This is a genomic window from Streptomyces misionensis (assembly GCF_007896895.1).
Taxonomy (GTDB): Bacteria; Actinomycetota; Actinomycetes; order Streptomycetales; family Streptomycetaceae; genus Streptomyces; species Streptomyces misionensis_A.
On sequence record NZ_VOGW01000040.1, the window covers coordinates 36222 to 49915 of the forward strand.

A 13694-nucleotide genomic window follows, 5' to 3' on the forward strand; every position below is an offset into this window, starting at 1 on the left:
GCCGCTCCGGGCCCTCGGCGGCCAGGTGCGCGAGCAGTTCGGCCACCTCCTCGACGGGCCGGCCGGCCGCGGCCCGTACGGCGATCCGCCCGCAGCGCGGTGCCAGGGGCGGCCGGTGCAGCATCCGCAGCAGCCGGCCGACGTCCCGCGGGGAGCGGCGCCCGGCGGCGGCGCGCAGCACCGCGTCGGCGCTGTCCGGCTGCCTCGGCGGCCGGCCCAGCAGCGCCACCAGCCGGACCACGTCCGCCAGGGACCGGACGACGCCCGCCGAGCGCAGCGCCTCGGCCCTGGTGCGGGCGTGCTCGGGGGAGCTCTCCAGCAGGCTGACGAGCCGGACGACGTCCTCCAGCGGGCGGTCGGCGACGGCCGTACGCACCAGGTCCAGCAGCGGGTCGCCGTACCGGTCGTCGCCGGCCCCCGCGTCGAGCCCGGGCGGCCCGCCGACCCGCGCACCGGGTGGCGGCGCGAACCGCGTCAGGACCCGGACGGAGGGGACGCGCACCCCGGCCGGGGCGGGACGTATGAGGGAGTCGTCGGAACAGGCGGACGAAGAGCGGGTGGTCATCTCGGCTCCAGTCGAGGAGTGCGGCCGCCTCTGGCACCCCCGCCCGCGGCACGCGCCGTACGCAGTCCATTACTAGGAGCGGCTCCCGCCCACCGCCACCCGGGCGCGGCACTGGTGTGAGCACCCGTCACCCCCGCCCGGCCACGACCGGAGTCCGGACCCGCCGCCCCTGGCGGATTCCCGCTCCGTGCCGCCCACGGTGTGACGGCCTCGCCTGATGGCGTCGGGCAGTGTAGACATGGGCACATGGTGCGACTGCCCGGCCGGCCCGTGTCCCGGCCGCCCCGACCTTTCGGGCAACCGCGCGCACCACTGGCCCCGCCGCCGGACGGCCCCGGCGCGAGCGGCGACCGGCCGGGGGTGCTGTGGGCTGCGGTGACCGGACGCAGCGTGGCCGGTCAGGTGTTCGTCCTCCAAGTCGTGATCGTGCTGCTGCTGGTGGTCTCCGCCGTGGTGGCGCAGGTGCTCCAGGTGCGGCACGACAGCGAGGCCGAGGCCCGTAACCGCTCCCTGGCCGTGGCACAGACGTTCGCCAACGCGCCCGGCACGGCCGCCGCGCTGCGCACCACCGACCCGACGGCGGTGCTCCAGCCGGAGGCCGAGGCCACCCGCAAGGCGACCGGCGTGGACTTCGTCGTCGTGATGAACACGCAGGGTGTGCGCTACACGCATCCCCTCCCCGACCGGATCGGGAAGAAGTTCGTCGGCACCATCGGCCCGGCGGTGGCCGGGGGCACGGTCGTGGAGCAGGTCAACGGCACGCTCGGCCCGCTGGTGCAGAGCGTGGTGCCGGTGAAGGACGCCACGGGCACGGTGGTGGGGCTGGTCTCCGCGGGCATCACCACGGCGCACACCGGCGGGGCCGCCGACCAGCAGCTGCCGTTGCTGCTCGCGGCGGCCGCGGCGGCGCTCGCCCTGGCCACCGCGGGCACGGCGCTGGTCAGCAGGCGGCTGCTGCGCCAGACACACGGTCTCGGGCCGTACGAGATGACCCGGATGTACGAGCATCACGACGCGGTGCTGCACGCGGTCCGCGAGGGAGTGCTGATCGTCGGCCGCGACGGCCGGCTGCTGCTCGCCAACGACGAGGCGCAGCGCCTGCTCGACCTGCCCGCGGACGCCGAGCGGCGGCATGTGCTGGAGCTGGGCCTGGACGACGACACGGCGCGGCTGCTGGCGTCGGGGCGGGCGGCGACCGACGAGGTGCGGCTGGTCAAGGACCGGCTGCTGGCGATCAACCAGCGCCCCACCGAGCTGCGCGGCGGCCCGGCCGGCAGCGTCACCACGCTGCGCGACTCCACCGAGCTGCGGGCGGTGTCCGGGCGGGCGGAGGTGGCCCGGGAGCGGCTGAACATGCTCTACGAGGCCGGGGTGGGCATCGGCACCAGCCTGGATGTGACCCGTACCGCCGAGGAGCTGGCCGAGCTGGCGGTGCCCCGGTTCGCGGACTTCGCCACCGTGGACCTGTTCGAGCAGGTACTGAACGGGGAGGAGCCGCGGCAGGGGAGCGCGCTGCGCCGGGTGGCCTGCGCGGGCGTCCGCAAGGACTCCCCGCTGTATCCGGTGGACGAGCGGATCCGGTTCGTGCCGGCGTCGCCGCAGGCGCGCAGCCTGACCAGCGGGCAGTCGGTGGTGGAGCCGCGGCTGCGCGACGCGCCGGGCTGGCGGGCGCAGCAGCCGGAACGCACCGACCAGGTGCTGGAGTACGGCATCCACTCGCTGGTCACCGTGCCGCTGCGGGCGGGCAGCCTGGTGCTGGGCCTCGCGACCTTCTGGCGGTCGGAGAAGCCGCAGCCGTTCGACGCCGAGGAGCTGGCGCTCGCCGAGGAACTGGTGGCGCGGGCGGCGGTGTCCATCGACAACGCCCGCCGGTACACGCGCGAGCACAGCATGGCGGTGACGTTGCAGCGCAGCCTGCTGCCGCGGACGCTGCCCGAGCAGGGCGCGCTGGAGATCGCGTACCGGTATCTGCCGGCGCAGTCCGGGGTGGGCGGCGACTGGTTCGACGTGCTGCCGCTGTCCGGGGCGCGGGTGGCCCTCGTGGTGGGCGATGTGGTGGGGCACGGGCTGCACGCGGCGGCGACCATGGGGCGGCTGCGCACGGCCGTGCACAACTTCTCGGCGCTGGACCTGCCGCCGGACGAACTCCTCGGCCTGCTGGACGAGCTGGTGGGCCGGATCGACCAGGACGAGAACCCGGACGAGGGTGCCGCGGTGACCGGCGCGACCTGTCTGTACGCGGTGTACGACCCGGTGGCGCGGCGGTGCACCGTGGCCCGTGCGGGTCATCCGCCGCCGGCGCTGGTGCACCCCGACGGGCGGGTGGAGTTCCCGGAGCTGCCGGCCGGACCGCCGCTGGGCCTGGGCGGGCTGCCGTTCGAGACGGCCGAGCTGGAGCTGGCCGAGGGCAGCCGCCTGGTGCTGTACACGGACGGTCTGGTGGAGGACCGGGAGCGGGACATCGACGTCGGCCTGGAGCTGCTGGGGGACGCCCTGCGCCGGGCGCCGGACGCCTCCCCGGAGGCCACCTGCCGTACCGTCCTGGAGCGGCTGCCGGCCCGGCCGAGCGACGATGTCGCGCTGATCGTGGCCCGGACCCGGGTGCTGGGTCCGGACCGGGTGGCGCAGTGGGAGGTGCCGTCCGACCCGGCGGCGGTCGCCGAGGTGCGTGCCGCGGTGACCCGCACGCTGGGCGAGTGGGGGCTCGACGAGCTGGCGTTCTCCACGGAGCTGATCCTCAGCGAGCTGGTCACCAATGCCATCCGCTACGGGCGGCCTCCGATCGGGGTACGGCTGCTGCGTGACCGCACGCTGATCTGCGAGGTCTCCGACCGCAGCACCACCTCGCCGCATCTGCGGTACGCGGCGAGCACCGACGAGGGCGGCCGAGGCCTGTTCCTGGTGGCGCAGGTCGCCGAGCGCTGGGGCACCCGCTACACGCCGAACGGCAAGATCATCTGGGCGGAGCAGCCGCTGCCGTAGACCTTGCCGTCCGGCCCGTCGTCAGGCGGCGGTGGGGGCTCCGGCGACGCGGCGCTCGCCGCCGTTGTGCCGCTGCCACATCCGGTAGACCTCGACCGCGTCCTCGCGCGGCTCGTACCGCATCGGCAGCCGGCGTTCGTCCCAGTCCTTGCCGAACTCCTCGTAGAAGGTGTCCAGTTCGAAGTACTTGCGGTCGTCGACGTAGTGCGGCTCGTAGGCGTCGCGGGTGGTGAGGAAGACGACCTCGTCGGGCGAGCAGTAGTACAGGGCGCCCAGGCACATGGGGCACGGGTGGGCCAGGACGTGGATGGTGGTCCCGGTCAGGTGCTCGGTGCCCAGCTTCACGCAGGCCTCGCGGATGGCGAGGATCTCCGCGTGGGCGGTGGGGTCGTTGGTCTGGGCGACCTTGTTGGCGCTCTCGGCGAGGATCTCGCCGTCCTTGACGATGACGGTCGCGAAGGGCCGGCCGCCCTCGTCGACGTTGCGGCGGGCGAGGTCGATGGTGCGCTGGACGAAGTCCATGGTGGCCTCCTGGAGAGGGGTGGGCGGGTCAGAAGGGCTTGGTCGGCAGGTACTTGCCGTCCAGGGTGATGACGGCGCGCTCGCCGCCCTCGGGGTCGACCGGTTCGCCGTCGCCGCCGGGCAGGTCGCCGATGCCGTCGCCGGCCGGCTGTTCCGTGTCGGGCACCTCCTGGCCGAGCCGCTCGTCCAGGCTCTCGCCCTCGCGCTGCTCGGCGGCGGTGGTGCCGTGCTTGGTGACGCCGAGGGGGCGTTCGGGCGGGGAGTAGCCCTCGTCGAGCATGTCGTCGTACGAGCGCCCGCCCACCGCGTCCTGCGGGTCCAGGGGCGCCGCGTCCTCCTGCTCCTCGTTGGTCCCGGTGGGCTGGTAGGCGTCGTCCCCCATCGGGGTCCGGTCGCTCATCGCCGACTCCTTCCGTGCGCGTACGGCGGTCCCGGTCCGCGTTTCCCGCAGCCGGGAGATCAACCCCGCCGGGCCGGATTCAGTCGGCGGACTGCTCGGCGAGGCCCGCGCTCCACTTCTCCTCGATCCGGCCCGCCTTCCACACCAGCAGTGCCAGTGCCCAGGTGACGAAGAACAGGCCGACGATGACGAAGCCGACCATGTTGAGGTCGAGGCCGGAGATCCAGTCCCAGAAGAAGCCGTGCAGGTCCAGCTTGTCGGCGAGCAGGCCGAGGAGTTCGACGGAGCCGATGATGAGGGCGACGGCGACGGACAGGCCGGTGATGGTGAGGTTGTAGTAGACCTTGCGGACCGGTTTGGAGAACGCCCAGCCGTAGGCGAAGTTCATGAACGAGCCGTCGATGGTGTCCAGCAGCGCCATGCCGGCCGCGAACAGCACGGGCAGGGTGAGGATGGCGTACCAGGGCAGGCCGGAGGCGGCGCCGGAGCCGGCCAGGACGAGCAGCGCGATCTCCGTCGCCGTGTCGAAGCCGAGGCCGAAGAGCAGTCCCAGCGGGTACATCTGCCAGGGCTTGCTGATCGAGCCGGTGACCCGGCCCAGCAGGCGGTTCATGAAGCCCCGGTTGTTCAGCTGGGCCTCCAGGGCGGCCTCGTCGTAGTGGCCGGTGCGCATCCGGCGGAACACCTTCCAGATGCCGGCCAGGATGACGAGGTTGATCGCGGCGATCAGATAGAGGAAGGCGCCGGAGACGGTCGTGCCGATGAGGCCGGTGATTTGGTGCAGATGGGAGTTGTCGTCGCGCACCGGCCCGGCCAGGGCCTTCATGCCGAGCGAGAGCAGCAGGGCGAGGCCGAAGACGATGCTGGAGTGGCCGAGGGAGAACCAGAAGCCGACCGAGAGCGGGCGCTGGCCGGAGCCCATCAGCTTGCGGGTGGTGTTGTCGATCGCCGCGATGTGGTCGGCGTCGAAGGCGTGCCGCATGCCCAGCGTGTAGGCGGTGACGCCGATGCCGACGCCGAAGGACTCGCTGCCGACGCTGAAGTGCCGCGGCGCGATGACGCCGACCAGCGTGCCCCAGCCGATGACGTGCAGGGCGAGCACGAAGGCGGCCATCGAGCCGACCCTGATCCACTCCTGGCGCGTCATGGAACCGCGGACGCGTTGCCAGGCCGACGGCTTGGCGCCGGCCTGGGCGGGGAGGGGCGGAGCGGAACCGGGGGCGGCCGTCATCGGGAAGGTCGTTCCTCACGTCGTAGGGATGGCGCGGCTGCACATCGCAGCCTTGTGCCATCCTCCCGTACTTGCAATTGATGTGCAGTAAAGGGGTCGGCAGGCCTTTCCCAATGGACAGGAAAAAGAGGAGGGCGGGAAAGCGCCAAGAACAGGAAAAGACCGCTCCCCCCGGGCAGAGGGAGCGGTAAGGGAAGAGGGGGTGGCGCGGGTCAGGTGGAGAACATGCCCCGGCCCAGCCAGTCGTCCTCGTCCCGCACTCCGGGCAGGGCGAAGAAGTAGCCGCCGCCGGTCGGGGAGATGTAGTCCACCAGGGGCTCGTCGATCAGCCGGGTCTGCACGGCCTCGAACTGGCGCTTGACGTCCTGCTGGTAGCAGCAGAAGACCAGGCCCATGTCGAGGTTGCCGACGTTGTCCACGCCCCGGTCGTAGTTGTAGCCGCGGCGCAGGATGCGGGAACCGTCCGTCGTCGCGGTGCGCGGGTTGGCCAGGCGGATGTGGGCGTCCAGCGGGATGGCGTTGCCGTGCGGGTCCTTGGCGTAGTTGGGGACGTCGGTCTCCTTGGCGCCGTCGAGCGGGGCGCCGGTGTCCTTGCGGCGGCCGAACATCTTCTCCTGCTCGGTGAGCGAGACCCGGTCCCAGAACTCGACCAGCATCCGGATGATCCGGATGACCTGGTAGCTGCCGCCGGTGGCCCAGGCGGGCTCGCCCTGCCCGTCGCCGACCCAGATCAGCTTGTTCGTCTCCCGGGCGGAGTGGACGTCCGGGTTGGCGATGCCGTCCTTGAAGCCGAGCAGGTTGCGCTGGGCGCCGGTGGGGCGCGGGGCGTTCTGGAAGCCGTCGATGCGCCACTTGATCTGCATCGCGCCGCGGGTGTGCCGGGCGATGTCGCGCAGGGCGTGCAGCACGGTGTCCTGGCTCTGCGCGCAGATCTGGAGGGACAGGTCGCCGTGGCACTCGGCCGGGTTCAGGTTGTCGTTCGGGAAGGTCCGCATCGGCACCAGCCGGGCCGGCTTCGCCTTGGCGAGGCCGTAGCGGTCGTCGAAGAGCGAGGGGCCGACGCCGAGGGTGAGGGTCAGGGCGTCCGCGGGGACCTCGGGGCCGAGGATGCCGTTGTCGGAGGGCGGCGCGCCGACGCCGAGGTCGGCGGGGGCGCCGCCGGAGGTGAGGAAGCGGGCCCGCTCGGTGACCGTCTTCAGCAGGTCGGTGAGGCCCTTGCGGTCCTCGGCTATGACGTCGAAGGAGACGAACGCGGCGGCGGCCGGCTGCGGGGTGGTGATCCCGGCCTGGTGGGCGCCGTGGAAGGGCACCTTCGCCCGGCCGTCGGGCCCCGCGGACGCCGCCTGGGCGGTGCCGCCGCTCTCGCCGAGCGCGAAGCCGCCGCCGGCCAGGACCGCCCCGGCGGCACCGGCGCCCAGCGCGGTCCGCACGAAGGAGCGGCGGGCGGGACCGACGGGGCAGGACGGCGTGTCGGCGGTGGGCATGGGCGGGTTCCCTTCGGGGTACGGGTGCGCGGTGGTCATCAGGCGGACTTCCGGATCTCCAGCAGGTCCGGAATGGGGGCGAGGTCCTCGAGCAGCTGGCCGGTGGCCCCGTCCAGGCGCTGCCGGCCGGCCGCGGGGAGCTTCTCGACGGGGGTCCAGCGGCCGCCGTCGTGGGCCGCGTCCAGCAGCTTCTGCACCCGGGCGATGTCGACGTCGACGGTGGGCAGCAGCCGGGGCGAGCGGCTGGTGAGCAGCGGCCTGAGGACGGTGAGCAGCTCGCGGGTGCCGGTCAGGTTGGCGTCGGCGGTGGCGAGGTTCGTGCCGCTGCCCTCGTCGGTGTCGCCGGTCAGCTCGAACTGGAGGGTGTTCTCCAGGATCTCGTGGGCGCGCAGCGGCAGGTCGCCCGGGTCGAAGTCCTGGCTCGGGAAGGCCTTGCGCAGCCCGTCGGCGTCCGCGGCCAGCTGCCGGGCGGGGCCGGTCAGCTCCTTGGCCGACTGGCCGTGCCACAGGCCGTACTCCAGGCGGAGGAAGCCGGTGAAGTCCTTGTCGTGGTCGCCGCCGGGCAGGCCGTCGGCGCGGCCGTCGATCTTCTTGTCGAAGTCCTCGAAGGTGCCGTAGGCGGCGCCGAGCGAGGCGTAGGTGCGGTGGGCGGTGAGCCAGTCGGTGCGGGCCTTGTCCAGGTGGCCGCCCTCGATGTCGCGGCGGAGGGTGCCGGTCCGGCCGACGAGGGTGTCCAGGCCGTGGCCGACGTAGGTCTTGTAGGCCTTCAGGGGTCCGGCGAGGTCCTGCTCGGATACGGGGGTGACCGGCTTGGCCGCGCCGCCGCCGCGCACGGTGACCGGCTTGGAGGTGACGGCCTTGCCACTGGCCGGGACGCAGCGCCAGGCGTAGGTGCCGCCGGCGACGGTGGCGACGAGGTCGCGGGTGGTGCCGGGGGCGAGGCCCTCGATCTCGCCGTAGACCGCGTTGGTGGACGGGTCGACCAGGTAGACCTCGGAGGCCTGCCGGCCGGTGTTGTGCATCCGGAAGGTCTGCCGGCCGGGCCTGGGTGCCGCGAAGCCCTCGCCGCAGTCGGTCTCGGAGACGGCGACGGTCTGGTCTCCTGCGGGCTTGGGCCGGCCGAGGGCGACGACCAGTCCCGCGATCACGGCGGGTACGGCGACGACGGCGGCCGGGACCACCCAGGCCGGGCGGCGCCGGGCCGTGGGCCGCGCGGCGGCGGGCGCCTCGGCGGCGCCCCGCTCGGCGGGCTCGGGCTTCGGCTTGGGGGCGGTGGCGCGCACGCCGCGCACGAACAGGGCCATCACCACGACGAGGTAGCCGGCGTAGGCGACGACCTGGAGCCAGGTCATGGTGGGCGTCAGGTTGAGGACGCCCTGGACGAGGGTGCTGTACCAGGAGCCCGCGTCGATGCTGCCGGCGAGGTCGACGGCGTAGGCCGTCCTGCCGGGCAGCACGCCGCCCTCCTGGAGGTCGCGCAGGCCGTAGCCGAGCACGCCGGCGGCGATCACGACGAGGACCACGCCGGTGGCGGTGAAGAACTTCGTCAGGTTGATCTTCAGGACCCTGCGGTACAGGCCCCAGCACAGGCCGGCCGCGAGCACCAGCCCGACGGCGGCGCCGGCCAGCGGGCCGGCCGACTCACCGGCCGCCTGGGCCGTGGTCCACAGGAACAGCGCGGTCTCCAGGCCCTCGCGGCCGACGGCGAGGAAGGAGGTGAGGACCAGCATGCCGGAGCCCATGGCGAGGGCGCCGGTGACCTTCTGCTTCAGCTCGCTGGAGAGGTTGCGGGCCGAGCGGCGCATCCAGAACACCATGGCGGTGACGAACGCGACGGCGATCACGCTGAGGGTGCCGCCGAAGGCCTCCTGGGCGGTCTGCGGCATGGAGGCGGCGGTGAAGGTGAGGACGGCGCCGAAGCTCATCGCCACGGCGATCGCGGCCAGCACGCCGGTCCACACCTGCGGCAGCCGGGAGCGCGCCTCGGCACGCACCAGGGTCGCGACCAGGATGGAGACGATCAGTCCGGCTTCGAGTCCCTCCCTCAGTCCGATCAGGAAACTCGGAAACGCGTCGTCCCACATGCCCTGCTGCCCTCCCGGTTACTTAGCGAAGGCATGCCTTACCTTCGCGACCATGATGACCACTCGTTCGTAGGCATCCGGTCATAAACCGGCAATCGCCAGGCAAAGGCCGGGAAGGAATGCCTGTTCGTGTTCGTGCTCGTGACGGGCTACCGTCTACAAATGTGTAGTCACATGTTGTCGAAGCAAGTCGAAGGAAAGGGCGTGCGGCGATGGCCACTCCCCCACATCTGGCGTCGCAGCTCGCGGTCAACGTGCTCGACGCCCACTCGCTGCTGGCCGCCTTCGGCGTGTTCGGCGTCGGTGTGGTGCTCTTCGCGGAGACGGGTCTGCTGATCGGGTTCTTCCTGCCCGGGGACTCGCTGCTGTTCACGGCGGGCCTGCTGTGCACGGGCTCGGCCGAGCACGGGCTGCACCTCTCGCTCGGTCCGCTGCTGGTCGCGGCGGCGCTCGGCGCGCTGGTGGGCTCCCAGTGCGGGTTCCTGATCGGCCGGAAGGCGGGCGGCGCGCTGCTGGCCCGCACCCGCTCGGTGAAGCTGCGCGAGGGCGCCCGCCGCGCGGAGGAACTGCTGGACCGGTACGGCCACGCGAAGGCGATCGTGCTGGCCCGGTTCGTCCCGGTGGTGCGCACGGTGCTCAACCCGGTGGCGGGCGCCCTCGGCGTGCCGACCCGCACGTTCACCGTGTGGCAGGTGACCGGCGGCCTCATCTGGAGCCTCGGCCTCACCCTGGCCGGGTACGCGCTGGGCTCCTCGATCCCGAACGTCGACAAGTACCTGCTGCCGCTGATCGCCCTGATCGTCGTGGTCTCCCTCGTCCCGCTCGCCGCGGAGGTGCTGCGCTCGCGCCGGGCGGCGAAGGAGACCCCGTGAGGGCCGGCGCCGTCCGAGGGGCGGGTCGGGGGTGGCCGGCCCGGTGAGCCGCAAGGGCATCGCGGGCGTGGCCGCCTGGCTCGCCTTCGCCGCGCTGACCGTGCTCGTGGTCGTGGGTCACGGCGCCCCGCTCGCCCCCGACCGGGGGCTGCACGCCTGGTCCCTCGCGCACCGGCCGTCGTCGGCGGCGGCCGTGGCGCGCGGGCTGACCGACACCGGCACCGGGGTCGTGCCGTACGCGCTGGTGGTGCTGGCCGGCGTGGTCGCGGGCCGGACGAGACGGCAGCGCGGCACCGCCGTGCTGCTGGCCCTGGGCTGCCTCGTCCTGGGACAGGTCGTCCGGTACGGCGTGATGGCCCTGGTCGGCCGGGCCCGGCCCCCGCGCGCGGACTGGCAGGCGCTGGCCTCCGGCTGGTCGTACCCCTCCGGCCACACCACCACCTCGGCGCTGACCGCCGGACTGCTGATCGCGGCGCTGTACCTGCGCTCCCCGCGCGGCCGGGGGGTGCTGATGGCGCTGGCCGCGTGCTGGGCGGTGGCGGTCGGGCTGACCCGGGTCTTCCTGGGCGTGCACTGGTTCACCGACGTGGTGGGCGGCTGGCTGTTCGCGGTGGGCTGGCTCGGCGTGTGCGGTGCCGTGGCGGCCCGGCGGCTGCCCGGCCGTCCCGGTCCCGGCGCACCGGGCCCGGGTTCCGCCGGTCCGTCGGACGTGGCCGAGGGGCCGCTGGAGAGAGACGCGACCGAGCATCCTCGTCGTCGAGGCGGAGTGCGCCCTGCGTGAGGTGCTGCGGCGGGGCCTCGCGGACGGGGGCTTCGAGCCGATCACCGCGACGGACGGCGCAAGCAAACTGCGACCGGCGCCGCCGGGGGGGGACCGCCGTGGTGCCGGACACGCACCCGCCCGGGGCGAACGGCCGCGACGTGTGCCGGGCCCTGCGCGCCAACGGCTGCACCGCTCCGGTGATCCCGCTGTCCGCTCGGCACGGGCCGGCGGCCCGGTTGTCGGGCCCGCGACGACTGCCCGCCCAAGGCGTTCCGCCTCGCGGAACCGGCCGCCCGGCTGCGGACGGTGCCGGGCCGGAGCGGCGCGCGGTCACCGGCCGCGGTCCGCTCGCGGGTCCGGCCCGCACGCGGTCCAGGTACCGCACGGCGACCCCGCCGCTCGCCATGGGGCCGTCCGCGGAGCCCTGTGCGACGGTCGCCTCCGGTCCTTCCGGGACGGTGCCCCGCCCGCCGGAGACGAGCCACCGGACGGGTGCCGTCACCGCGGTGCCCGTCCGGGCCAGGGGCGTGGGCCGGTCGCCGAGGACGAGGACTGCGCCGAGGACGGAGAGGAACACCGGCGTGACGGCGCTGACGGGCATCACCACGCTCATCGCACCGCGGCTCAGCCCGCGGTTGAGCAGCAGCACGGCCGCCGCGCTGCCGACGCCGGACACGGCCCCCAGCCGAGGCCTGCCGGGCGCACGGCGGGCGCCGGGACGAGGAGGGCGGCCGCCGGCGCGAGCAGCAGCCCGCCGGCCCGCCCGAGCAGAGTGACCGCCGGGAAGGGGACACGGCGGGACAGGGTCCCCCGGTGAAGTCGGCAACGCCGCGGCACAAGGCGGAACTCAACGCGAGAAGGGCATCCCTTCCGCCACCGGTGCCCCGACCCCGCCCGGCCATGACGGCCGGGCGGGAGTTCCCCGGCCGCCGAAATCGTCCTCCCACGGCGAAGACGGCGCTGTAACGTCGGCCGCGCGCCCTCGCGAGGAGGGTCGCACCGAGGCAGGGGGAGGACTGTGTCAGACATTTCCCGGCGGACGATCCTGGGCGCCACGGGCGCAGTTGGCGCATCGGCGCTTCTCACGGCGACCGGAACGGCACAAGCCGCCGAGACCGCGGGCGGCACGGACGGCCACACACCGCACGGCACCTCGGAGGAGACCGCGACACCCATGGCCAGTGGCAGCCAGACCCTGAAGTACGTGGCATACATCTCGAGTCCCGACATGGAGGTCCTGAACGACGCGACGTTCGGCGTCGACGCGGATCCCGCCGACATGTGGGCGTATCTCGACGACGCCACGGCACGTCTGAAGGACAGACATCCCTCGTATTCCTTCACCCCGCGTCTCGTCCGGTACGACGAGGTCACCACGGAGATAGCGCGTCCCTGACGCGTACCGCGCCGACCCGGCAGCCGGCCGGGTCGGCGGACCCCGGTCACCCGGCCCCGCCGGTGCGCGCCCGTGCGCGGGGGCGTGACACCTCCCCTCCCGCACCGCCCCGTGGTCGAATCCCCAACCACCGGTCGGCGCACGGGCCGGTGCCCGACGTGAGCGCAGGAGGCGGAGTTGATTCTCGAGCGAGCACTGGCGCCCAGCGAGGCGGCGATGGCCCTGGCCGGCGGCCCCGTCGCCGCCGGCTGGACGCTGCACGGAAGGCTGGACGTCGAGCTGCTGCGGGCCGCCGTCCACGAACTGTCGCGCCGGATGCCCGTACTCGCGGCCCGTGTCGTCGAGGGACCCGCCGGTCCGGTGCTGCGGCGCGACCTCGCCGACCCGGAGGTCGGCCTCGACCTCGCGCCCGACGGCTGGGCGCCGCAGGACGCGGCCTTCCTGCGGCCCGGCGAGCAGGTGCTGCGCGTCCTGCTCCACCGCGACGCCCCCGACCGGCACACCCTGACGCTGCTCGCCTGGCACGCCGTCAGCGACGGCGCCTGTCTGATGGCCCTGCACAGACGGCTGTGGCTGATCCACCGGGAACTGGCCGGGAAAACCGGTACGACGGCCTCCGCCCCCGGTGCCCTGCCCCGGCCCGTGGAGGAACGGCTGCACGAGCGGTACGGCGCCGCGGACATCGCCGCCTACGCCTCCCGGTGGTCGGCGCGGCTGGCCGCGTCACGGTCGGCCGCCCTGCTGCCGGGCGCCGCCCGGAACGGCGGACCCGGGCCGGCCCACGGCGCCCACCGCCACCGCCTCGCCCTGTCCGCCGACCAGACCCGGTCACTGGTCCGGCACGCACGCCGCTCGGAGGCGACCGTCAACGGCCTCGTCTGCGCGCTGGCGATGACGGCCGTCCGCGGCTTGCTCACGCCCGGCGACGGTCCGCTGCGGCAGAGTTGTCTGATCCCCGTCGATCTGCGGCCGCGGCTGCAACCCCCGCTGCCCGCCGACGAGTTCGCCTTCGCCGCCTCCACGACCTCCGCCACCGCCCTCGTCGGCCCCGGAACACCGCCCGGCGCCGTCGCCGGGGAGATCAGCCGTCAGGTCCGGGCCTCCCTCGACGCCGGGCACGCCGAACTGGAGTACCTGGCCACCGCGGGGATGCTCGACCGGCTGGCCTCCGCCGCCCTCACCGTGGCCGTCAGCGACGTGGCCCGCCACAGCACTCCCCCGGCGCTGCCGGACGGGCTGACCGCCACCCGCCCGTACGTCCTCACCATCCCTCCCGGCCCGCTCCCCACCCTCTTCGTCACCCGCCACCGGGAAGCCGTCTGCCTGGACCTCGTGCAGCCCCGCGCCTGGTACACCCGGGAACAGGCCGGCCACCTGGCCGACGCCCTGCGAGGC

General features: G+C 74.0%; 9 protein-coding genes and 2 pseudogenes. 5 read left to right on the forward strand and 6 right to left on the reverse strand.

The annotated features are described in order from the left end of the window. Positions 1-565: pseudogene (locus FRZ03_RS38850) on the reverse strand (hypothetical protein); the annotation flags it as partial. A gap of 246 nt (positions 566-811) precedes the next feature. On the opposite strand from FRZ03_RS38850, the gene FRZ03_RS06640 reads away from it, so the two are divergent. Next, positions 812-3547 (forward strand): SpoIIE family protein phosphatase, encoded by a 2736-nt coding sequence (locus tag FRZ03_RS06640; protein ID WP_186785282.1) that lies wholly within the window; start codon positions 812-814, stop codon positions 3545-3547. A 21-nt stretch (positions 3548-3568) separates the two neighbouring features. Here the strand turns inward: FRZ03_RS06640 and FRZ03_RS06645 are convergent, their stop codons facing one another. The 5 genes and pseudogenes from FRZ03_RS06645 to efeU all read right to left on the reverse strand — a co-directional run bounded on the left by FRZ03_RS06645 (position 3569) and on the right by efeU (position 9268). Then, on the reverse strand, positions 3569-4069 hold the full coding sequence (locus FRZ03_RS06645) for a nucleoside deaminase (protein ID WP_146464204.1): 501 nt from the start codon (positions 4067-4069) through the stop codon (positions 3569-3571). An 82-nt stretch (positions 4070-4151) separates the two neighbouring features. Further along, positions 4152-4451, reverse strand: a pseudogene (locus FRZ03_RS06650) (DUF5709 domain-containing protein); the annotation flags it as partial. 97 nt (positions 4452-4548) lie between these two features. Next, entirely contained in the window at positions 4549-5700 is a 1152-nt protein-coding gene (gene nicT, locus FRZ03_RS06655; RefSeq protein ID WP_186785283.1) for a Nickel transporter NicT, read from the reverse strand. A 212-nt stretch (positions 5701-5912) separates the two neighbouring features. Then, positions 5913-7184, reverse strand: a complete 1272-nt coding sequence (gene efeB, locus FRZ03_RS06660) for an iron uptake transporter deferrochelatase/peroxidase subunit (protein ID WP_146464205.1) — start codon at positions 7182-7184, stop codon at positions 5913-5915. Between the two features lie 38 nt (positions 7185-7222). Beyond that, positions 7223-9268: an iron uptake transporter permease EfeU gene (gene efeU, locus FRZ03_RS06665; protein ID WP_146464206.1), complete on the reverse strand. Its 2046-nt coding sequence runs from the start codon at positions 9266-9268 to the stop codon at positions 7223-7225. A gap of 212 nt (positions 9269-9480) precedes the next feature. Between efeU and FRZ03_RS06670 the strand changes: the two genes are divergently transcribed. The 4 genes from FRZ03_RS06670 to FRZ03_RS38855 form a co-directional block, all read left to right on the forward strand. Then, the gene (locus tag FRZ03_RS06670; RefSeq protein ID WP_146464207.1) at positions 9481-10140 is read left to right on the forward strand and encodes a DedA family protein; all 660 of its coding nucleotides are present in this window, start codon (positions 9481-9483) and stop codon (positions 10138-10140) included. A gap of 43 nt (positions 10141-10183) precedes the next feature. Next, entirely contained in the window at positions 10184-10921 is a 738-nt protein-coding gene (locus tag FRZ03_RS06675) for a phosphatase PAP2 family protein (RefSeq protein WP_146464208.1), read from the forward strand. A 1156-nt stretch (positions 10922-12077) separates the two neighbouring features. After that, on the forward strand, positions 12078-12299 hold the full coding sequence (locus FRZ03_RS06680; protein WP_146464209.1) for a hypothetical protein: 222 nt from the start codon (positions 12078-12080) through the stop codon (positions 12297-12299). A gap of 177 nt (positions 12300-12476) precedes the next feature. Beyond that, on the forward strand, positions 12477-13694 hold a 1218-nt coding region (locus FRZ03_RS38855; RefSeq protein ID WP_186785284.1), incomplete at its 3' end, for a phthiocerol/phthiodiolone dimycocerosyl transferase family protein.

Coding starts and splice junctions, on each gene's coding strand:
- FRZ03_RS06670 (WP_146464207.1), top strand. CDS start 9,481: ATGGCCACTCCCCCACATCTGGCGTCGCAGCTCGCGGTCAACGTGCTC.
- nicT (WP_186785283.1), bottom strand. CDS start 5,700: ATGACGGCCGCCCCCGGTTCCGCTCCGCCCCTCCCCGCCCAGGCCGGC.
- FRZ03_RS06640 (WP_186785282.1), top strand. CDS start 812: ATGGTGCGACTGCCCGGCCGGCCCGTGTCCCGGCCGCCCCGACCTTTC.
- FRZ03_RS06645 (WP_146464204.1), bottom strand. CDS start 4,069: ATGGACTTCGTCCAGCGCACCATCGACCTCGCCCGCCGCAACGTCGAC.
- efeU (WP_146464206.1), bottom strand. CDS start 9,268: ATGTGGGACGACGCGTTTCCGAGTTTCCTGATCGGACTGAGGGAGGGA.
- FRZ03_RS06680 (WP_146464209.1), top strand. CDS start 12,078: ATGGCCAGTGGCAGCCAGACCCTGAAGTACGTGGCATACATCTCGAGT.
- efeB (WP_146464205.1), bottom strand. CDS start 7,184: ATGCCCACCGCCGACACGCCGTCCTGCCCCGTCGGTCCCGCCCGCCGC.